General features: G+C 75.1%; 21 protein-coding genes and 1 riboswitch. Of the genes, 7 read left to right on the forward strand and 14 right to left on the reverse strand.

The features are described 5' to 3' along the window. Positions 1 to 25: 25 nt before the first annotated feature. On the reverse strand, positions 26 to 706 hold the full coding sequence (gene infC, locus ENKNEFLB_RS13480; RefSeq protein WP_160011200.1) for a translation initiation factor IF-3: 681 nt from the start codon (positions 704 to 706) through the stop codon (positions 26 to 28). 335 nt (positions 707 to 1,041) lie between these two features. Further along, on the reverse strand, positions 1,042 to 1,572 hold the full coding sequence (locus ENKNEFLB_RS13485) for an SseB family protein (protein ID WP_246535543.1): 531 nt from the start codon (positions 1,570 to 1,572) through the stop codon (positions 1,042 to 1,044). Between the two features lie 130 nt (positions 1,573 to 1,702). Between ENKNEFLB_RS13485 and ENKNEFLB_RS13490 the strand changes: the two genes are divergently transcribed. The 5 genes from ENKNEFLB_RS13490 to ENKNEFLB_RS13510 all read left to right on the forward strand — a co-directional run bounded on the left by ENKNEFLB_RS13490 (position 1,703) and on the right by ENKNEFLB_RS13510 (position 6,376). Next, positions 1,703 to 2,518: an ABC transporter permease gene (locus tag ENKNEFLB_RS13490; protein WP_214055884.1), complete on the forward strand. Its 816-nt coding sequence runs from the start codon at positions 1,703 to 1,705 to the stop codon at positions 2,516 to 2,518. Then, positions 2,506 to 3,390, forward strand: a complete 885-nt coding sequence (locus ENKNEFLB_RS13495) for an ABC transporter ATP-binding protein (RefSeq protein ID WP_214055885.1) — start codon at positions 2,506 to 2,508, stop codon at positions 3,388 to 3,390. Before ENKNEFLB_RS13490 ends, ENKNEFLB_RS13495 begins: the two co-directional genes overlap by 13 nt. Beyond that, positions 3,387 to 4,457: an ABC transporter substrate-binding protein gene (locus ENKNEFLB_RS13500; protein ID WP_214055886.1), complete on the forward strand. Its 1,071-nt coding sequence runs from the start codon at positions 3,387 to 3,389 to the stop codon at positions 4,455 to 4,457. Before ENKNEFLB_RS13495 ends, ENKNEFLB_RS13500 begins: the two co-directional genes overlap by 4 nt. Further along, positions 4,457 to 5,623 carry an LLM class flavin-dependent oxidoreductase gene (locus ENKNEFLB_RS13505; RefSeq protein WP_214055887.1) on the forward strand — a complete coding sequence of 389 codons (1,167 nt, stop codon included), beginning with the start codon at positions 4,457 to 4,459 and terminating at the stop codon, positions 5,621 to 5,623. Before ENKNEFLB_RS13500 ends, ENKNEFLB_RS13505 begins: the two co-directional genes overlap by 1 nt. Before the next feature lie 276 nt (positions 5,624 to 5,899). Beyond that, the gene (locus tag ENKNEFLB_RS13510) at positions 5,900 to 6,376 is read left to right on the forward strand and encodes a hypothetical protein (protein WP_214055888.1); all 477 of its coding nucleotides are present in this window, start codon (positions 5,900 to 5,902) and stop codon (positions 6,374 to 6,376) included. 46 nt (positions 6,377 to 6,422) lie between these two features. Here ENKNEFLB_RS13510 and ENKNEFLB_RS13515 read toward each other — a convergent pair whose 3' ends face one another. The 3 genes from ENKNEFLB_RS13515 to ENKNEFLB_RS13525 are packed head-to-tail and all read right to left on the reverse strand — an operon-like array spanning position 6,423 to position 8,038. Then, positions 6,423 to 6,863, reverse strand: coding sequence for a PH domain-containing protein (locus ENKNEFLB_RS13515; RefSeq protein ID WP_214055889.1), 441 nt, complete (start codon positions 6,861 to 6,863; stop codon positions 6,423 to 6,425). Continuing rightward, complete coding sequence (hisG, locus tag ENKNEFLB_RS13520) at positions 6,863 to 7,729, reverse strand: ATP phosphoribosyltransferase (RefSeq protein WP_214055890.1); 867 nt, start codon at positions 7,727 to 7,729, stop codon at positions 6,863 to 6,865. Before hisG ends, ENKNEFLB_RS13515 begins: the two co-directional genes overlap by 1 nt. A gap of 45 nt (positions 7,730 to 7,774) precedes the next feature. After that, on the reverse strand, positions 7,775 to 8,038 hold the full coding sequence (locus tag ENKNEFLB_RS13525; RefSeq protein WP_214055891.1) for a phosphoribosyl-ATP diphosphatase: 264 nt from the start codon (positions 8,036 to 8,038) through the stop codon (positions 7,775 to 7,777). A gap of 57 nt (positions 8,039 to 8,095) precedes the next feature. Here ENKNEFLB_RS13525 and ENKNEFLB_RS13530 point away from each other — a divergent pair, with 57 nt between their 5' ends. Further along, on the forward strand, positions 8,096 to 8,677 hold the full coding sequence (locus tag ENKNEFLB_RS13530; RefSeq protein WP_214055892.1) for a GNAT family N-acetyltransferase: 582 nt from the start codon (positions 8,096 to 8,098) through the stop codon (positions 8,675 to 8,677). A 17-nt stretch (positions 8,678 to 8,694) separates the two neighbouring features. Here the strand turns inward: ENKNEFLB_RS13530 and ribH are convergent, their stop codons facing one another. The 4 genes from ribH to ribD are packed head-to-tail and all read right to left on the reverse strand — an operon-like array spanning position 8,695 to position 12,108. Next, positions 8,695 to 9,180: a 6,7-dimethyl-8-ribityllumazine synthase gene (gene ribH, locus ENKNEFLB_RS13535; protein WP_214055893.1), complete on the reverse strand. Its 486-nt coding sequence runs from the start codon at positions 9,178 to 9,180 to the stop codon at positions 8,695 to 8,697. Next, the gene (locus tag ENKNEFLB_RS13540) at positions 9,177 to 10,487 is read right to left on the reverse strand and encodes a bifunctional 3,4-dihydroxy-2-butanone-4-phosphate synthase/GTP cyclohydrolase II (protein WP_214055894.1); all 1,311 of its coding nucleotides are present in this window, start codon (positions 10,485 to 10,487) and stop codon (positions 9,177 to 9,179) included. The genes ribH and ENKNEFLB_RS13540 overlap by 4 nt, the downstream gene beginning before the upstream one ends. Further along, positions 10,484 to 11,095, reverse strand: a complete 612-nt coding sequence (locus ENKNEFLB_RS13545) for a riboflavin synthase (RefSeq protein WP_214055895.1) — start codon at positions 11,093 to 11,095, stop codon at positions 10,484 to 10,486. Before ENKNEFLB_RS13545 ends, ENKNEFLB_RS13540 begins: the two co-directional genes overlap by 4 nt. Then, complete coding sequence (ribD, locus tag ENKNEFLB_RS13550; protein ID WP_214059484.1) at positions 11,095 to 12,108, reverse strand: bifunctional diaminohydroxyphosphoribosylaminopyrimidine deaminase/5-amino-6-(5-phosphoribosylamino)uracil reductase RibD; 1,014 nt, start codon at positions 12,106 to 12,108, stop codon at positions 11,095 to 11,097. Before ribD ends, ENKNEFLB_RS13545 begins: the two co-directional genes overlap by 1 nt. Before the next feature lie 147 nt (positions 12,109 to 12,255). Then, positions 12,256 to 12,385: riboswitch (FMN riboswitch) on the reverse strand. Positions 12,386 to 12,568: 183 nt separating this feature from the next. Here ribD and ENKNEFLB_RS13555 point away from each other — a divergent pair. Continuing rightward, entirely contained in the window at positions 12,569 to 12,718 is a 150-nt protein-coding gene (locus ENKNEFLB_RS13555) for a hypothetical protein (RefSeq protein WP_214055896.1), read from the forward strand. 108 nt (positions 12,719 to 12,826) lie between these two features. Here ENKNEFLB_RS13555 and rpe read toward each other — a convergent pair whose 3' ends face one another. The 5 genes from rpe to def form a co-directional block, all read right to left on the reverse strand. Beyond that, a complete protein-coding gene (gene rpe / locus ENKNEFLB_RS13560; protein WP_214055897.1) occupies positions 12,827 to 13,501 on the reverse strand; it encodes a ribulose-phosphate 3-epimerase in 675 nt (224 codons plus the stop codon). 75 nt (positions 13,502 to 13,576) lie between these two features. Beyond that, entirely contained in the window at positions 13,577 to 14,539 is a 963-nt protein-coding gene (gene ligD, locus ENKNEFLB_RS13565; RefSeq protein WP_214055898.1) for a non-homologous end-joining DNA ligase, read from the reverse strand. A gap of 3 nt (positions 14,540 to 14,542) precedes the next feature. After that, entirely contained in the window at positions 14,543 to 16,015 is a 1,473-nt protein-coding gene (locus ENKNEFLB_RS13570) for an RsmB/NOP family class I SAM-dependent RNA methyltransferase (RefSeq protein ID WP_214055899.1), read from the reverse strand. Next, on the reverse strand, positions 16,008 to 17,009 hold the full coding sequence (fmt, locus tag ENKNEFLB_RS13575) for a methionyl-tRNA formyltransferase (protein ID WP_214055900.1): 1,002 nt from the start codon (positions 17,007 to 17,009) through the stop codon (positions 16,008 to 16,010). The genes ENKNEFLB_RS13570 and fmt overlap by 8 nt, the downstream gene beginning before the upstream one ends. A gap of 4 nt (positions 17,010 to 17,013) precedes the next feature. Further along, positions 17,014 to 17,559, reverse strand: coding sequence for a peptide deformylase (def, locus tag ENKNEFLB_RS13580; RefSeq protein WP_214055901.1), 546 nt, complete (start codon positions 17,557 to 17,559; stop codon positions 17,014 to 17,016). Between the last annotated feature and the right edge of the window lie 100 nt (positions 17,560 to 17,659).

Genomic DNA, 17,659 nt, shown 5'->3' on the forward strand with positions numbered 1-17,659 from the left:
GTGTGTGGTCGAGGACCGGCGGTCCTCAGGCCTCGATCTCGGGGTCGAGGTTCTCCGAGCGCCCGCGCTCCTTGGCGACCGTGCTCCGCCCGGCGTTCGCGGCGGTCCGCTCGGCCTTGTCCTCGGCCTCCTCGGCGGCCCGGTCGGCCATCTCCTTCTCCTTCTCGACCCGCAGCTGGTTCTTGGCCTCGGCCTTCTTGCGGTGCGGGCCCAGGACCATGACCATGTTGCGGCCGTCCTGCTTCGGCGAGGACTCCACGAAGCCGAGCTCGGCGACGTCCTCGGACAGGCGCTGCAGGAGCCGGAAGCCCAGCTCGGGGCGGTGCTGCTCACGGCCGCGGAACATGATCGTGATCTTGACCTTGTCGCCGGCGGCCAGGAAGCGGACCACGTGGCCCTTCTTGGTCTCGTAGTCGTGACCGTCGATCTTGGGGCGGAGCTTCATCTCCTTGATCACGACGTTGGTCTGGTTCCGTCGTGCCTCACGGGCCTTCTGGGCGTTCTCGTACTTGAACTTCCCGTAGTCCATGAGCTTGCAGACCGGCGGGCGGGCGGTCGGCGCGACCTCGACCAGGTCGAGGTCGGCCTCCTGGGCCAGACGCAGGGCCTGGTCGGTCGGCACGATGCCGACGGTCTCGCCGTTGGGTCCGACGAGGCGGACCTCGGGTACCCGGATCCGGTCGTTGATGCGCAGCTCGGTGCTGATGAGTCCTCCAGTGGGTCAGGGGCACGGAGGCTCTCCCCCGTCACCGGCGCACGCGGAGGGCGTACGGCCCGGAGACGAGAAATGGCTCCCGCTCGGACCAAGCGGAAGCCAGTGACCACACCGACACCCGGAGGTGCCGCGACCGGTCGGGAGGGACGCTGGTGCGTCCCGGCTCGACCGAGCCGGTGGACCGGACCCGACGACCTGGGCGGTGGTGGCCGCGTGCGGTCGGTGCGGGTGGGAGTCGGTGTTGCCGTGACCCCGCTTGTAGATCGTCGTGGTCGGCAGCTCGCGCTGCTTCCCACATCGATCGGTCAACGCAAGACCTTAGCGGATCATTCCGGCACCGGCGAATCCTCCGCGCCGTCCGGGGAGGCGCCGACCCACGCCAGTCTGCCGTCGACCCGCACCAGGCGCCAGCCGGCGGCGACCGCCTCGAGGTCCTGGCCGGTCAGGACGTACGACGCGGGGCCGGCGAGGTCGACCGCGAGCGCCGCGGCACCCTCCTGCAGGGCGGCCGTCGCCGCGGTCGCGGCGGCGACCGGCACCGGACGCGCCTGCGGGTCCCAGGCGGCCATCGCGTCGGCGCCGGTGAAGGCGAGCAGGGCCGTACGCCCGTCGGCGCCGGCGACCAGGACCGCCGCCATGTCGCTGGACTTGTCGTGGGCCAGCCCCCGCTCGTCGAGCTCGACCTCGCCGAGGACCGCGACCACGGGGACCAGCAGCCGGGCGCCGGCCAGGGGGCCCAGCACGTCGCCGGTCGTGCCGCGCCCCTCCGCCCGGGCGAGCATCGCCGCCCGCAGGACGGGGTCGGGCGCGCCGTCGTCGTCGGCGAAACCGGGGTCGGGGAGCTCGCGGGAGGTCACCGGAGCAGTCTCCCCGGGGCGTGCGCCGCGCCGACGCCGACCCCGGCGACCGGTGATCCGGACCACTTATCTACCCAATGTCGAGTGTCTTACTTGTATTTGATCCGCCTGCCCCGTAGAACTGGCGCCCATGTCCACCTCCCAGACCGTCGTCGCGACCCCGACGACCGACCGCCGGGACCGCGACACCCGCCGCGGTCCCCGACTCTCGTCCCTGCGCCGCTGGGTCTCGCCGCTGGCGATCATCGCCACCTGGCAGGTCCTGAGCATGACCGGCGTGCTCCCCGAGGACACCCTGGCCGCCCCCACCACGATCTTCGCCGGCGCCGTCGAGCTGGCCCGCACCGGCGAGCTGCAGTCCGCCACGCTCGTCTCCCTGCGACGGGTCGGCCTCGGCTTCCTGATCGGCGCGTCCGTGGCGCTGGTGCTGGCCGTGGTGGCCGGGCTCAGCCGGATCGGCGACGACGCCGTGGACCCGCCGATGCAGATGCTGCGCACGCTGCCCCACTTCGGCCTGATCCCGCTCTTCATCCTCTGGATGGGCATCGGCGAGGCGCCCAAGCTGGCGCTGATCGCGATGGGGGTCTGCTTCCCGCTCTACCTCAACACCGTGGCCGGCATCCGCAGCGTCGAGGCCAAGATGCACGAGGCCGCGCGGTCGATGGGACTGAGCTGGTCCCAGCGGCTGCGCCACGTCGTGCTGCCCAGCGCGCTCCCCCAGGTGCTGGTCGGGCTGCGGCAGAGCCTGGGCATCGCCTGGCTCTCGCTGATCGTCGCCGAGACCGTCAGCGCCGGCGACGGGCTCGGCTACCTGATCAACCGCGCCCGGGAGTTCTCCCAGACCGACGTGATCGTCGTCGGCCTGGCCGTCTACAGCCTCCTGGGCCTGCTCACCGACGCGATCGTCCGCCTGCTCGAGAGGAAGGCCCTGACATGGCGCGCCTGAACCCGTTCACCCGTACGCCCCCCGCCCCCACCACGACCACCGGGGTGGGCGCCGACGACGCCGCCCACCCCGGCCCAGGACCCCGGCCCGGCCCGCCCGTGGCCCGCGTCCGCGGTCACCACCGCTCCTTCGGCACCCTGCAGGTCCTGCGCTCGGTCGACCTCGACGTCGCCCCGGGCGAGTTCGTGGCCCTGCTGGGCCGCAGCGGGTGCGGCAAGTCGACGCTGCTGCGCAGCCTGGCCCACCTCGACCCGGTCCCGGCCGGCGAGGTCGAGGTCACCGGCCGCTCGGCCGTCGCCTTCCAGGAGCCGCGGCTGCTGCCGTGGCGCAGCGTCCACGAGAACGTCGCCCTGGCCCTGCTCAACGGTGAGCAGCGGGCCCACCGGCACGAGCTGGCCGCCGCGACCCTGCGCGAGGTCGGCCTGGAGGAGAAGGCGCAGATGTGGCCCCGGCAGCTCTCCGGGGGCCAGGCCCAGCGTGCGTCGCTGGCCCGGGCCCTGGTCAGCAACCCCGACCTGCTGCTGCTCGACGAGCCCTTCAGCGCGCTCGACGCCCTGACCCGCATCGAGATGCACCAGCTGGTCATCCAGCTCTGGCGCCGGCACGCGATGGCGGTCCTGATCGTGACCCACGACGTGGACGAGGCGCTCGCGCTCGCCGACCGCGTCGTCGTGCTCGACGGCGGCCGCGTCGCCGACACCTGGTCGGTCGACCTGCCCCGCTCCGAGCGCACGCCCGAGCACCCCGAGATCGCCCCCCTGCGCGCCGAGGTGCTGCAGACCCTGGGCATCCGGCCCACCCCGCCCAACCCCCACCGCACCACCGAGCCGGCGTCCGAGGACGCCGACGACCACACCCGAGGAGCAGCATGAGCACCCGCCCGTCCCCCGCCCGTCCGTCCCCCGCCCGTACGGCCGGCCGGCGACCGACCATGCTGGCCGGCGGCCTCGCCGCCGCCCTGCTCTCGGGCCTCGTCGCCGGCTGCTCGGCCAGCGCCACCGGCAACGAGGACGCCGTCAACGAGGACGGCTCGGTCGACCTGTCCCAGGTGACCCTGATCGTGGGCGACCAGCGGGGCGGCTCGAAGGCCCTGCTGACCGCGGCCGGCCTGCTCGACGACGCGGAGTACGACGTCGAGTTCAAGGAGTTCACCTCCGGCCCGCCGCTGCTCGAGGCGCTCGGCGCCGGGTCGGTGCACGTCGGTGGGGTCGGCAACACCCCGCCGCTGTTCGCCGCCGCGGCCGGCCGCGACTTCGAGGTCGTCCAGGCCGCCACCTACGGCGGCCGCGGCGACGCGATCGTGGTCCCGGAGGACTCCGACGTCGACGAGGTCGCCGACCTCGACGGCGCCACCATCGCGGTGGCCGAGGGCAGCTCGGCCAACTACCACCTCGTGGCGCAGCTCGAGGCGGCCGGCATCGACTACGACGACGTGGAGATCAAGAACCTCCAGCCCCCCGACGCCCTGGGCGCCTTCGAGGGCGGGTACGTCGACGCCTGGGCGATCTGGGAGCCGTACACCTCCCAGGCCGAGCAGGACGCCGGCGCCCGGGTGATCGCCGACGGCGGGACGCTGGCCAACGGCTACAACTTCCAGGCCGCCTCCACCGAGGCCATCGAGGACGAGGCCACCGCGGCCGCGCTGGAGGACTACGTCGCCCGGATCGCCGAGGCCCAGGTGTGGGCCCAGACCCACGAGCAGGAGTGGGCCGACGCCTGGTCCGCCGAGACCGGGCTGGCGCCCGAGATCACGCTGGCCGCGGTGAAGAACCGCGACGTCGAGGTGGTCCCCATCGACGACGCCCTGATCGCCTCCGAGCAGGAGATGGCCGACACCTTCGACGCCGCCGGGCTGATCCCCGAGCAGGTCGACGTCGCCCCGTACTTCTCCGACCGCTACGACGACACGAGCCTGGCCGCAGCCGAGGGGGCCCGCTGATGGCGGCCTTCCACTGGTTCCTGCCGACCTCCGGCGACAGCCGCTCCCTGGTCGGCGCCGGGCAGGGCGTCCCCGGTGACGTCCGCACCGGCCTCGCCGAGACCCTGGACCCGCAGGGCGGGTTCCGAGCGCCGTCGATCGACTACCTCGCGCAGGTCGCCCGCACCGCCGAGGACCTCGGGTTCACCGGCGTCCTCACGCCCACCGGCACGTTCTGCGAGGACGCCTGGCTGACCACCGCCGCGCTGCTGCGGGAGACGACCCGCCTGAAGTTCCTGGTCGCCTTCCGACCCGGGGTGGTCAACCCGGTGCTGGCCGCGCAGATGGCGGCGGCGTACCAGCGCATCTCCGGCGGCCGGCTGATGCTCAACGTCGTCACCGGCGGCGAGCCGCGGGAGCAGGCGCGCTTCGGTGACTTCGCCTCGAAGGACGAGCGGTACGCCCGGACCGGGGAGTTCCTCGACGTCGTGCGCGGCAGCTGGGAGCAGGCGCCGTTCGACTACGACGGCGCGCACTTCTCGGTGCGGGGAGCGATGGTCAGCGGGGGGATCGACCCGGTGCCGCCGGTCTACTTCGGCGGGTCCTCGGAGCCGGCCGGCGCGGTCGCGGCCCGGAGCGCCGACGTCTACCTGACCTGGGGCGAGCCCCGGGAGCAGGTGGCCGCCAAGATCGCCTGGATGCGCGAGCTCGCGGCGCGCGAGGGCCGCACCCTGCGGTTCGGGCTGCGGATCCACACGCTGTCGCGGGACACCCACGAGGCGGCCTGGGCCCACGCCCAGGGCTGGCTCGACGGACTCGACCCGGCAGCGGTGGAGAAGGCGCAGGCCGCCCTCGCGCAGAGCGAGTCCACCGGCCAGCAGCGGATGTCGGCGCTGCGCGCCGGCCGCCACGACGCGCCCGGCGACGCCCGTGACCTCGAGGTGGAGCCGGGCCTGTGGGCCGGGGTCGGCCTGGTCCGCGGCGGGGCCGGCACCGCCCTGGTCGGCAGCCACGACGAGGTCGCCGAGCGGCTGGCCGACTACCACGCGCTCGGGATCGACGAGTTCATCCTCTCCGGCTACCCGCACGTGGAGGAGGCGTACTGGTTCGCGGAGGGGGTGATGCCACGGCTGCGCCGCCGTGGCGTCCTCGACCGCGAGCCCGCGGGGCTGGCCGCCGTCGGCTGAGCCCGGAGCCGCCGGCCGTCGTCGTCGCGAGCGGCACCAGGCGGGTGGGCTGGCAAGGCGGAGTGCCGAAGGCGGGCCGGAGGCCCGTCGAGGTGCGACGACGCAGCCAGGGTGCCCGCATGGTGCCGCGCAGCAGGCGAAAGGCCGGTGGGTCCGGGCTGTGCCGCCCACCGGGTCGTCCGGGCGCGGGGCTGGGGAGCCCCGCGCCCGGGCGGCCGTTCCTGCGCGCGGCTCGCAGCACCGCCCGTGCGCCCGCCGCTGTGCCACGCTGGAGACATGGACAACGCGACGTGGCTGGCACTGACCGTGACCCTGACGCTCGTCGGGGCTGTCGCCACCTGGGTGGCCTACCGGCGCCGCGGGCTGCCTGCCGCGATGCTCGCCGCCGGCGTGACCGTGCTCGTGCCGGCGGCCTACCTGACGCGGACGCTGCGGATGCTGACCGAGGTGGCCGACGCGGTCGCCGGGTGGGCCACCTCGATGGTGCTGTCCCCCACCGTGTGGACCGGGATCGTGCTCGCCGGGATCGGCGCGCTGCTCATCGCCGGCTCGCGCGCGCTCGCCGCCCGCGGCGTCGGGGCCCGGCGCCGGGGCGTCCCGCTCGGCGCGACCGCCCCGACCGGTGCCGCGGCCGCACCGGCAGGCCGGGAGCGCCCCCAGGTCCGGGCCGGCCGGAAGGCCGAGCCGGCCGCCGCGGAGGACGACGACCTCGCCGACATCGAGGCGCTGCTGAAGCGTCGCGGCATCTCCTGAGGCCCCGACCCCCAGCCCCGGGCCCCAGCCGTGGCCCGGCCCGCGCTCAGCGGTCGATGACCGCGCGCAGCTCGCGGACGGCCCGGCGCGAGCGCGCCCCGTCGCTGCCCTGGATCGCCAGCAGCGAGACGGTGCCGCCGTCGGAGAGGTCCAGCACCGCCCACGGCGCGCCCGGCGCGAGGTGGATCCCGACGACCTGCTCCCACACCAGCCGGTGCCGGCGGTAGCCGTTGACGACCGTCAGGCCCTCCTGGTCGGCCTGCACCCGGCTGCGCGTCAACGAGAAGATCGTGGCCAGCGCCAGCAGCGTCAGCGCGATCACCGTCCCGCGCTGGAAGAGGGTGAAGGAGGCGCGCGTCGGGTCGTCGAAGGAGAACCACGCCCCGGCGCCGATCGCGAGCAGCGCCGCCATCGCCACCAGGCCGGCGATCCGCGGACCGAGCGGGCGGTAGGTCCGCGGCAGCGTCGGGATCGCAGGGGTGGCCATCAGAGCCGGCAGGCGTGGATGTCGGTGGTCAGGATGCCGCGGGCGCCGAGGCCCCACAGCTCGTCCATCAGGCGCTGGGCACCGGCGCGCGGGACCATCGCCCGGACGGCGACCCAGCCCTCCTTGTGCAGCGGCAGGACCGTCGGGCTCTCGATGCCGGGCGTCAGCGCGACCGCCGCGTCGACGTGGGCGTCCTCGATGTCGTAGTCCATCATCACGTAGCTGCGGGCCATCAGCACGCCCTGCAGCCGGCGCCGGAAGATCTCGGAACCGTCGGCGCGGTGACCGGGGCGGGTCACCAGCACCGCCTCGGACTCCAGGATCGGCTCGCCGAAGGTCTCCAGCCCGGCCTGGCGCAGCGTGCTGCCGGTCTCGACCACGTCGGCCACGACGTCGGCCACGCCCAGCGCGATGCTCGACTCGACCGCGCCGTCGAGCCGGGTCACGGTCGCCTCGATGCCGCGCTCGGCGAGGAAGGCGCCGACGACCCCGGTGTACGAGGTCGCGATCCGGGCCCCCTGGAGCTGCTCCACCGCGGTGAAGCGGCCGATCGGGCCTGCGAAGCGGAAGCGGCTGCGGCCGAAGCCCAGCGCGAGCAGCTCCTCGGCCTTGGCGCCCGAGTCCAGCAGCAGGTCGCGGCCGGTGATCCCGATGTCGAGCGTGCCCTCGCCGACGTAGAGCGCGATGTCGCGCGGTCGCAGGTAGAAGAACTCGACGCCGTTCTCGATGTCGGTCAGGGTCAGCTGCTTGGAGTCGTCGCGCTGGCGGTAGCCGCACTCGCGCAGGATCTCGGTCGCCGACAGCGACAGCGAGCCCTTGTTGGGCACGGCGATCCGCAGCGGGACGCCCTCGGTGGTGGTCGACATGGGGGTGCGGGTCCGTCCTGGCGTCAGAGGTGGGTCAGCGGTGGGTCAGAGGTGGGCGTAGACGTCGTCGAGGGTCAGTCCGCTGGCCAGCAGCAGCACCTGCGCGTGGTAGAGCAGCTGGCTGACCTCCTCGGCGGTGCGCTCGGGGCCCTCGTGCTCGGCGGCCATCCACGACTCCGCGGCCTCCTCGACCAGCTTCTTGCCGATCGTGTGGACACCCGCGTCCAGCTCGGCCACGGTGCCGGAGCCGGCCGGTCGGGTCCGGGCCTTCTCGCTGAGCTCGGCCCACAGGCCCTCGAAGGTCTTCACGGCGGTCCAGACTACGGCGTGCCCCCCACCACCCGGGACCTGGGCGATGATCGTGCGGTGACCGACCCGGACGGCCCCGACCTGACCGCCCTCGCCTGGCCGCGGGCCACCGCGCGGCTCCGGCTGCGCCCGCTGGAGCCGGCCGACGTCCCCGCGCTGCACCGCTACCGCAGCCGCGAGGACGTGGCGTGGTGGCTGGGGGCCACGGCCGGCACCACCGAGGACCTCGCGGCCCGGTTCCTGGACCCCGACCGGACCGGCGCCACCCTCGTCGTCGAGCACGAGGGCGTGGTGGTCGGGGACCTGATGCTGCGCGTCCAGGACGGCTGGGGGCAGGCCGAGGCGTCCGCCGCCGCCGCGTCGACCGAGGCCGAGCTCGGGTGGGTGCTCGACCCCGACCACGGCGGCAGGGGCCTGGCGACGGAGGCCGTACGGGCGCTGCTCGACGTGGCGTTCGACGGTCTCGGCGTACGCCGGGTCACCGCGTCCTGCTTCGCCGCCAACGTCGCGTCGTGGCGGCTGATGGAGCGGGTCGGCATGCGGCGCGAGGGCGAGCACGTCGCCGACTCCCTGCACCGCGAGCTCGGCTGGGTGGACGGGCTCGTCTACGCCCTGCTGGCCGACGAGCCCCGCCCCTGACGCCGCCGCGCGACGGCTCAGGCCCGGTCGAGCCCGCGCAGCACGATCGCGGTGGTCAGCGCGGCCGCGGTGGCCTCGTACCCCTTGTCCTCGCTGGAGCCCTCGAGCCCGGCCCGGTCGAGGGCCTGCGCGTCGGTGTCGCAGGTCAGCACGCCGAAGCCGACCGGGACGCCGTGGTCGAGGGAGACCCGGGTCAGGCCCTCGGTGGCTGCCTGGCAGACGTAGTCGAAGTGCGGGGTGCCGCCGCGCACGACGACGCCGAGGGCGACCACGGCGTCGTACCCGCGACCGGCCAGCGCACCGGCGACCACGGCCAGCTCGACCGTGCCGGGCACGCGCACGACGGTGGCCTCGAGACCGGCGTCGGCGGTGGCGCGGGCGGCGCCGGCGAGCAGGCCGTCCATCACCTGCTCGTGCCAGGAGGCGGCGACGACGGCGAGGCGGAGGCCGCGGGCGGCCTCCGGGTCGACCTGCTGGGTGGTGGGGGCTCCGTGGCCGCTCATGTGGGGTCTCCTTCGGTCAGCGTGCCGCCGCCCTGGTCGACGGCGGGGAGGTCGGGCAGCGCGTGGCCCATCCGGTCCCGCTTGGTCAGCAGGTAGGCGAGGTTGTGGTCGTTCGGGCGGGTGGTCAGCGGGACGACCTCGGCGACCTCGATCCCGAAGTCCTCCAGGTTGCTGACCTTGTCGGGGTTGTTGGTCATCAGCCGGACCCGCTCGACCTTGAGGTCCTTGAGGACCTGCGTGGCGGTGCCGTAGTGACGGGCGTCGGCGGGCAGGCCGAGGTCGAGGTTGGCGTCGATGGTGTCGCGGCCCCCGTCCTGAAGCTGGTAGGCCTGCAGCTTGGCGACCAGGCCGATCCCCCGGCCCTCGTGACCGCGCAGGTAGACCACGACGCCGCGGCCCTCGGCCACGACCCGCTCGAGCGCCTCGTCGAGCTGGGGGCCGCAGTCGCAGCGCTCGGAGCCGAGCACGTCGCCGGTCAGGCACTCCGAGTGCACCCGGGTCAGCACGGGCTCGGGGCCGGTCAGGTCGCCGTGGACGAGCGCGATGTGCTCGGAGCCGTCGACGGTGACGCGGTAGCCGTACGCCGTGAAGTCGCCGTGCCGGGTCGGCAGGCTGGTCTCGGCGACGCGCTCGATCAGGCTCTCGTGGCGGCGGCGGTGGCGCACCAGCGCGTCGATGCTGATCATCGCCAGACCGTGCTCGTCGGCGAACGCGCGCAGCTCCGGCCCGCGCTTCATGGTGCCGTCGTCGTTGACGATCTCGACCAGGACGCCGGCGGGGGTCAGCCCGGCCAGGCGGGCGAGGTCGACGGCGGCCTCGGTGTGCCCGCGGCGCACCAGCACCCCGCCCTCGCGGTAGCGCAGCGGGAAGACGTGCCCGGGCCGGGTCAGCTCCCACGGCTCGGTCGCGGAGTCGGCCAGGACGCGCACGGTGTGGGCCCGGTCGTGCGCGGAGATGCCGGTGCTGACGCCGTCGCGGGCGTCGACCGAGATCGTGTACGCCGTGCGCAGCTTGTCGCGGTTGTGCGGGGTCATCAGCGGGATCTCGAGCCGGTCGAGCATGGCGGCCGGCATCGGGGCGCAGATGACGCCGCTGGAGTGGCGGACGGTGAAGCCCATCAGCTCGGGGGTGGCCTTGCTGGCCGCGAAGATCAGGTCGCCCTCGTTCTCGCGGTCCTCGTCGTCGACCACCACGACCGCGCGGCCGGCGGCGATGTCGGCCACGGCGCGCTCGACGCTGTCGAGACGGACCCCGCCGTGCGGGCCCGGGGACCCTGCCGGGGCGTCGGGGGCGTGCTGCTCGGTCATGACTTCTCCTGGTCCTGCGCGTAGACGCGCACGAGCTTCTCGACGTGCTTGGCGATGACGTCGACCTCGAGGTTGACCCGGTCCCCCACGGCGCGGGAGCCCAGGGTGGTGCGGGCGAGGGTCTCGGGGATGAGGCTGACGGTGAAGGACTCCTCGCCGGCCTCGACGACGGTGAGACTGACGCCGTCGACGCTGATCGAGCCCTGGTCGACGAGGTAGCGCGCCAGGTGCGGCGGCAGCGAGACCTCGACCAGCTCCCAGTGCTCGCTGGGCGTGCGGGCGAGGACCTCGCCGACGCCGTCGACGTGGCCCTGCACCACGTGGCCGCCCAGGCGCTTCTCGGCGGTGACCGCGCGCTCGAGGTTGACCCGGTCACCGGGCGTCACCCCGGCCAGGCTCGTCATCCGCAGCGTCTGGTGCATGACGTCGGCCGACCACTCCTGCCCGTCGTGCTCGACCACGGTCAGGCAGCACCCGTTGACCGAGATCGAGTCCCCGGGCGCCGTGCCCTCCAGGACGAGCGGGCCGGAGACGCGCAGGCGTACGGCGTCCCCCTGGTCGGTGAGGTCGGCGATGGTGCCGAGCTCCTCGATGATGCCGGTGAACATCAGGTCTCCCTCGGGTCGAGCGTGAGTCGTACGTCGGGCTGCTCGCCGTCCAGCCCCGGCAGCACGGTCACGTCGGTGACCCGGGGTCGCAACGCGCGGCTGATGGTGGGGATTCCGAGGTCGCCGACCGCGGCGCGACCGGCGCCCAGCAGGACGGGGGCGACGTAGCAGACGATCTCGTCCACCAGCCCGTCGGCGAGGAACGCCGCGGCCAGCGTGGGCCCGCCCTCGAGGAGCACCCGCTGGCGGTCCCTGACCCACAGCTCGGCCAGCGCCGAGCGGGGGTCGCGGGTGCGCAGGTGGACGGTGTCGGCCTCGTCGTCGAGGACCCGGGCGCCGACGGGCAGGTCGCGCAGGCCCATCACGGCGCGCAGCGGCTGGACCGGGGCCGGACGGTCCTGCTCGTCGCGCACCGTGAGCCGGGGGTCGTCCTCCAGCACGGTGCCGGTGCCGACGAGCATCGTGTCGCAGGCCGCGCGCAGCCGGTGGGCGTCGCGCCGCGAGGCCCGGCCGGAGATCCACCGCGACGTGCCGTCCGCGGCGGCGCTGCGGCCGTCGAGGGTGGCGGCGAGCTTCCAGGTGACGTACGGGCGCTGCTGCTGCTGGGCGCGGCGGTAGACCGCGGCCAGCGCGGCCGCCTCGTCGACCAGCAGGCCGGCCTCGACCTCGATCCCGGCGGCCTCGAGACGGGCCCGGCCCCCGGCGGCGACGGGGTTGGCGTCGGTCTCGGCGAACACGACCCGGCGCACCCCCGCCGCGACCAGCGCCTCGGTGCAGGGGCCCGTCCGCCCGGTGTGGTGGCAGGGCTCGAGGGTCACCACGGCCGTCGCGCCGCGGGCGGCCTCGCCGGCACGGGCGAGGGCCGCGGCCTCGGCGTGCGGGGTGCCGGGCCCGCGGTGGTGGCCCTCGGCGACCGTTCGGCCCTCGGCGTCCAGCAGCACGCAGCCCACCCGACGGGTGTCGGCGACCATCGGCACGCCGGGGGTGGCCGCGAGCGCGAGGGCACGGCGCATGGCGGCCTGCTCGGCCGCGCTGGTGCTGCCTGCGGTGCTGTCCACTGCGTCCTCCGCCCGGTGCCGGTCGCGGCCCGGGGAGGGCAGGAGGCGGGCGGAGCCGTCCGGGGTCGGCGCTCGTCGGGGCGGCAGCGCTCGTCCGGACGACTGCGTGCGCTTCCCATCCGGACTCTCACCGTCGGTCCAGGAGTTCCACCTGGTCAACCGGCCACTGGACGTGGTCGGGTCGCGGACTGTCACCGCCGGCTCGGACTTGCACCGATCCCAGAGCACGCGAGTCGTTGAACTCGTCTCCCGCCAGTCTGCCACAGGCCCCGCCGGGTGCCGGGTGAGTCCGACCACACCGCCGCTGCTCGGATGAGCGCTCTCTCATCGCCGTCTCACCGACACCTCACCACCGCGGCGCAGAGTCCTTCTCACAGCCCCGGAAGAGGATCCCCGATCGACAAGGAGCACCACCATGGCCAGGTCCGGCATCTTCACCGCCCTCACCCCCGCCGTCGCCGCCCGCGGCGACAACACGAACTCGCGCAGCCGGGACGGTCGCCGTCGGCGCCGCAACCGCCGCCGTCGCAACCGCCGCAGCCGGTCGCGCTCGCGCACCAACTGACGCCCCGGCGCAGGGCCGCCCGACTCACCTCAGGAGCCGGACGCGCGGCCACCACGCAGCGGTCGTACCCCACCGGGGTGCGGCCGCTGTCGTGCGTGCGGGTCAGGCCTACGGGGCCGCGGTCCCGGCCGCGGTCTCGGCGGCGCTGCGCAGGGACGCCACCATCGCGTCCGGGTCGTCGGCGCCGAAGACCGCCGAACCGGCGACGAACACGTCGGCCCCGGCCTCGGCGCACCGCTCGATGGTCTCCAACGACACCCCGCCGTCGACCTGGAGCCAGGTCTCGACGCCGTGCCGCTCCATCAGCGCGCGGGCCCGGCGGATCTTCGGCAGGACCAGGTCGAGGAACGACTGGCCGCCGAAGCCCGGCTCGACGGTCATCAGCAGCAGCATGTCGAGCTCGGGCAGCAGGTCCTCGTACGGCTCGACCGGGGTGGCCGGGCGCAGGGCCATGCTGGCCCGCCCCCCGGCGGAGCGGATCTCGCGAGCCAGGCGTACGGGCGCCGCGGCGGCCTCGACGTGGAAGGTGACCGACCCGCAGCCGGCCTCGACGTAGGCCGGCGCGTGCCGGTCCGGGTCGTCGATCATCAGGTGCGCGTCGAGCGGGACCGGGCTGACCCGGGCCAGCGCCTCGACCATCGCCGGCCCGAAGGTCAGGTTCGGCACGAAGTGGTTGTCCATCACGTCGACGTGCACCCAGTCGGCGCCGGGGATGCGCCCGACCTCCGCGCCGAGGGCGGCGAAGTCGGCGTTGAGGATGCTCGGTGTGATCTGGATGCCCACGGGTCGAACCCTAGGGCCCGGGCGGCCGCGCCGGGGCGGTGGTGGGTGCCGGCGTACGGGCCCCGGGCCCGCCGGTCAGGCGTCGGGGTCGACCGGGGACTCGGCGCCGGCGCGGTCGTCGCGGTCGGCCCACTCCAGCAGCGGCGTGAGGTCGAAGACCTCGTCGTCGATCCGCTCGTGCAGGTCGCCGAGCTCGGCGAAGCGGGCCGGGACGGTGAAGATGGTGAAGTCGTGCGGGTCGCAGTCGTCGACCTCGTCCCACCGGACCGGGGTCGAGACCCGGGCGTCGGGGAAGCCCCGCACGGAGTAGGCCGCGGCGATCGTGTGGTCCCGGGCGTTCTGGTTGTAGTCGACGAACAGCTTGGCCGGGTCGCGGTCCTTGCGCCACCAGGTGGTGGTGACGTCGCCGGGGGTGCGGCGCTCGACCTCGCGGGCGAAGGCCAGCGCCGCGCGGCGTACGCCCTGGTGGTCGTGGTCGGGGCGCACCCGGACGTAGACGTGCAGCCCGGAGCCGCCGCTGGTCTTGGGGAAACCCACCGCGCCCAGCTCGTCGAGCACCTCGTGCACCACGCCGGCGACCCGCTGGACCTGGGCGAAGTCGGACTCGGGGCCGGGGTCGAGGTCGATGCGCCACTCGTCGGGATGCTCGGGGTCCTCGCGACGGCTGTTCCAGGGGTGGAACTCGACGGTGGACATCTGCACCGCCCAGATCACGCTGGCCAGCTCGGTCACGCACAGCTCGTCGGCGGTGCGGTCCCACCGCGGGAAGTGCAGCCGCACGGTCTCGACCCACTCCGGCGCTCCCCGGGGCAGCCGCTTCTGGTGGATCTTCTCCCCGGCCAGCCCGGTCGGGAAGCGGTGCAGCATGCACGGCCGCTCCCACAGCGCGTTGACGATGCCGGGCCCGACCGCGAGGTAGTAGTCGACGAGGTCCCGCTTGGTCGCCCCGCTCTCGGGGAAGTAGACCCGGTCGGGGTTGGAGACCCGCACGACACGGTCGTCGACCTCGATCTCGACCGACGGGGACGTCGACGCCATCGTTCAGACCTTCCGCAGCAGGGCCAGGAACATCGCGTCGGTGCCGTGCCGGTGCGGCCACAGCTGGGCGGTGCCGGGCAGCCGGCCGGCCGCGTCGGGCATGCCCGCGGGCAGCAGCGGCAGCAGGTCCTCCACGACGACGTCGGGGCGCTGGGAGACGGCCGCGACGACCTCGTCGGTCTCGGTCAGCACCGGCGAGCAGGTCGCGTAGACCGCGACCCCGCCCGGACGGAGCAGGTCGAGCGCCGAGCCGAGCAGGCGCCGTTGCAGCAGCACCAGCGGCAGCACGTCGTCGGGCCGGCGCCGCCACCGCGACTCCGGGCGCCGTCGCAGCGCCCCCAGCCCCGTGCACGGCGCGTCGACCAGGACCCGGTCGACGGAGCCGGGCAGCAGCGGGGGCCGGGTGCCGTCGGCGGCCAGGACGGCGTACGACGCCCCGACCGCGCGGGTCGGGGCCAGCGACCGCGCCACCAGGCGGGCGCGGTGCTCCTGCCGCTCGACGGCGACCACGCGGGCGTCGCGCTGCGCGGCGAGCGAGGTGAGCAGCGCGGCCTTGCCACCCGGGCCGGCGCACAGGTCGACCCAGGTGCGGTCCCGGCCCTCCACCGGCGCCGTGGCCAGGAGGTGCGCGACCAGCTGGGAGCCCTCGTCCTGCACCCCGGCACGCCCCTCGGCCACCGCGGGCACCCCCGACGGCGCACCCGCGGCCAGCACCACGCCGTACGGCGACCACGGCGTCGGCTCCCCCGGCAGCTCCTCGCGCGTGGCGAGGCCCGGCCGGGCCACCAGGGTGACCCGCGGCGCGACGTTGTCGGCGCGCAGCAGGTCGTGCAGCTCCTCGTCGCCGAGCGCCCGGCGCAGCTCCTCGACGATCCAGCGCGGGTGGCTGAAGGCGATCTCCTCGTAGCGGCTGGACCGCGGCGTGGCCGGCGGCGCCAGCGTCGCCACCCAGCCGTCGAGGTCGTGGGCGGTGACGCCGTGCAGCACCGCGTTGGCGAAGCTGGCCGCACCGGAGCTGGCCCGGTCGCGGACCAGGTCGACGGTGGTGCTGATGGCGGCGTGCGGCGGCACCCGCATCGAGAGCAGCTGGTGGGTGCCGAGCCGCAGGGCGTCGAGCACCTTGTCCTCGACCTTGCGCAGCGGACGCTGCACGCAGGCGCCCAGCACGGCGTCGTACGTCCCCCGCAGCCGCAGCGTGCCCGAGGCCAGCTCGGTGGCGAAGGCGGCGTCGCGCCCCTCGAGCCCGAGCCGGGCGAGGACGGCCGGGAGCACGAGGTTGGCGTAGGCGTCGTCGACGCGCACGGTCTTCAGCACCTCGTAGGCCGCCAGCCGCGCCGGGTCGACCCGCGACGAGCCGGCCGCGGGGCGCGCCGACGGACGGCGCGCCTGCCCGGACGCCGAGCCGGACGCCGCGCCGGACGCCGGACCGCCGGCGCCGGGTCGGCGCGGACGGCCGGGGCGTCGCGACTCAGCCACGCGCGTCCCCGGCCGCGGCGGAGGGTGCCTCGCCGATCGGCCCGCCGAGGCGGGCCCCGGGGCCGGGTCGGGCGCCACGGGCCCAGTCGGCCGCGGCCATCCACCCCTTGCCGACCGGCTTGACCCGGCCCAGGCGCAGCGTGCCGCGGGCGGTGCCGACGTGGACGTCGCGGCGCCCCACGACCAGCTCGCCGGGCGCCGGGGGCCCGCCCAGCAGGGCGGCGCCCTGGATCTCGACGTCGCGCTCGAGCTCCACCGGCTCCAGCTTGAGGCGCTCGCCGTCCCAGGTGGTCCAGGCTCCGGGAGCCGGGGTGCAGGCACGGACCAGGCGGTCGATGCCCACCGCCGGGTCGGTCCAGTCGACCTCGGCGTGCGCGACCTCGATCTTCGGCGCCACCGTGACGCCCTCGACCGGCTGCTCGCGCGCGTCGATGCTGCCGTCCTCGAGCCCGTCGAGGGTGGCGACCATCAGTCCGGCCCCGCCCTCGGCGAGCCGGGCGAGCAGGTCGCCGGCGGTGTCGCGGGGGCGGACCCGCTCGGTCATCACCCCGAACGTGGGTCCGGCGTCGAGCGCCTTGACGATCCGGAAGGTGGTCGCCCCGGTGACCTCGTCGCCGGCGAGCAGCGCGTGCTGCACCGGGGCGGCGCCGCGCCAGGCGGGCAGGCAGGAGAAGTGCAGGTTGACCCACCCGTGGCGCGGGATGCCCAGCACCGACTCCGGCAGCAGGGCGCCGTAGGCCACGACCGGGCAGCAGTCCGGCTCCAGGGCGGCGAGCTCCTCGGCGAAGCCGGGGTCGCGGGGGTGCGCCGGCTTCAGGACGGGCAGCCCGAGCTCCTCGGCGGCGCGGCCCAGCGGGCTGGCCACCAGGCGGCGGCCGCGGCCGGCCGGGGCGTCGGGCCGGGTCACCACGCCGACGACGTCGTGGGAGGAGGCCACCAGGGCCTCGAGGGTGGGCAGGGCGACCTCGGGGGTGCCGGCCAGGACGACGCGCACGGCCCTAGAACCCGAGTCCGCGGGTGGCGTGGGGCGAGACCTTGACCCGGGGCTGCTCGGCTCCGAACCAGTCCGACTCCCGGATCTCGCGCATGGCGAGCTTGCGCGCAGCCGGGTCCAGCCGGTCCAGGAAGAGCACCCCGTCGAGGTGGTCGGTCTCGTGCTGGACCGCACGGGCCAGCGTGTCGGAGCCGACCAGCCGGACCGGCTCGCCGTGCATGTCGAACCCGGTGGCCACCACCGACAGCGCGCGCCGGCAGTCGATGACGAGGCCGGGGATGGACAGGCAGCCCTCCGAGCCGTCCTGGGTCTCCTCGGACAGCTCCAGCTCGGGGTTGACCAGGTGGCCCACCTCGCCGTCGACGTGCCAGGTGAAGACCCGCAGGCCCACCCCGATCTGCGGCGCCGCCAGGCCGGCCCCGGGCGCCTCGAGCATGGTCTCCGTCAGGTCCGCGACGAGGGTGCGCAGCTCCTTGTCGAAGTCGGTGACCGGCGTCGCGGCGCGCCGCAGCACCGGGTCACCGAACAGGCGGATGGGCTGGACTGCCATCGGGGGTGGGTCCTCCTGAAGGGGGTACGGGGGCCGGCCGGGGGCCGGGGCGGCGTGGGGACCGGCCGCGCCCGCCCATCCTAGGAGGCCGGACCCGGGA

This window comes from Nocardioides aquaticus, assembly GCF_018459925.1.
Lineage (GTDB): Bacteria > Actinomycetota > Actinomycetes > Propionibacteriales > Nocardioidaceae > Nocardioides > Nocardioides aquaticus.

Excerpts from the sequence above, each read along its gene's own strand:
- ENKNEFLB_RS13495 (WP_214055885.1), top strand. The coding sequence starts at position 2,506 with ATGGCGCGCCTGAACCCGTTCACCCGTACGCCCCCCGCCCCCACCACG.
- ENKNEFLB_RS13505 (WP_214055887.1), top strand. The coding sequence starts at position 4,457 with ATGGCGGCCTTCCACTGGTTCCTGCCGACCTCCGGCGACAGCCGCTCC.
- ribD (WP_214059484.1), bottom strand. The coding sequence starts at position 12,108 with ATGCGCCGTGCCCTCGCGCTCGCGGCCACCCCCGGCGTGCCGATGGTC.
- def (WP_214055901.1), bottom strand. The coding sequence starts at position 17,559 with ATGGCAGTCCAGCCCATCCGCCTGTTCGGTGACCCGGTGCTGCGGCGC.
- ENKNEFLB_RS13540 (WP_214055894.1), bottom strand. The coding sequence starts at position 10,487 with ATGACCGAGCAGCACGCCCCCGACGCCCCGGCAGGGTCCCCGGGCCCG.
- ENKNEFLB_RS13510 (WP_214055888.1), top strand. The coding sequence starts at position 5,900 with ATGGACAACGCGACGTGGCTGGCACTGACCGTGACCCTGACGCTCGTC.
- ENKNEFLB_RS13555 (WP_214055896.1), top strand. The coding sequence starts at position 12,569 with ATGGCCAGGTCCGGCATCTTCACCGCCCTCACCCCCGCCGTCGCCGCC.
- ENKNEFLB_RS13545 (WP_214055895.1), bottom strand. The coding sequence starts at position 11,095 with ATGTTCACCGGCATCATCGAGGAGCTCGGCACCATCGCCGACCTCACC.
- ligD (WP_214055898.1), bottom strand. The coding sequence starts at position 14,539 with ATGGCGTCGACGTCCCCGTCGGTCGAGATCGAGGTCGACGACCGTGTC.
- ribH (WP_214055893.1), bottom strand. The coding sequence starts at position 9,180 with ATGAGCGGCCACGGAGCCCCCACCACCCAGCAGGTCGACCCGGAGGCC.
- ENKNEFLB_RS13490 (WP_214055884.1), top strand. The coding sequence starts at position 1,703 with ATGTCCACCTCCCAGACCGTCGTCGCGACCCCGACGACCGACCGCCGG.
- ENKNEFLB_RS13500 (WP_214055886.1), top strand. The coding sequence starts at position 3,387 with ATGAGCACCCGCCCGTCCCCCGCCCGTCCGTCCCCCGCCCGTACGGCC.
- hisG (WP_214055890.1), bottom strand. The coding sequence starts at position 7,729 with ATGTCGACCACCACCGAGGGCGTCCCGCTGCGGATCGCCGTGCCCAAC.
- ENKNEFLB_RS13515 (WP_214055889.1), bottom strand. The coding sequence starts at position 6,863 with ATGGCCACCCCTGCGATCCCGACGCTGCCGCGGACCTACCGCCCGCTC.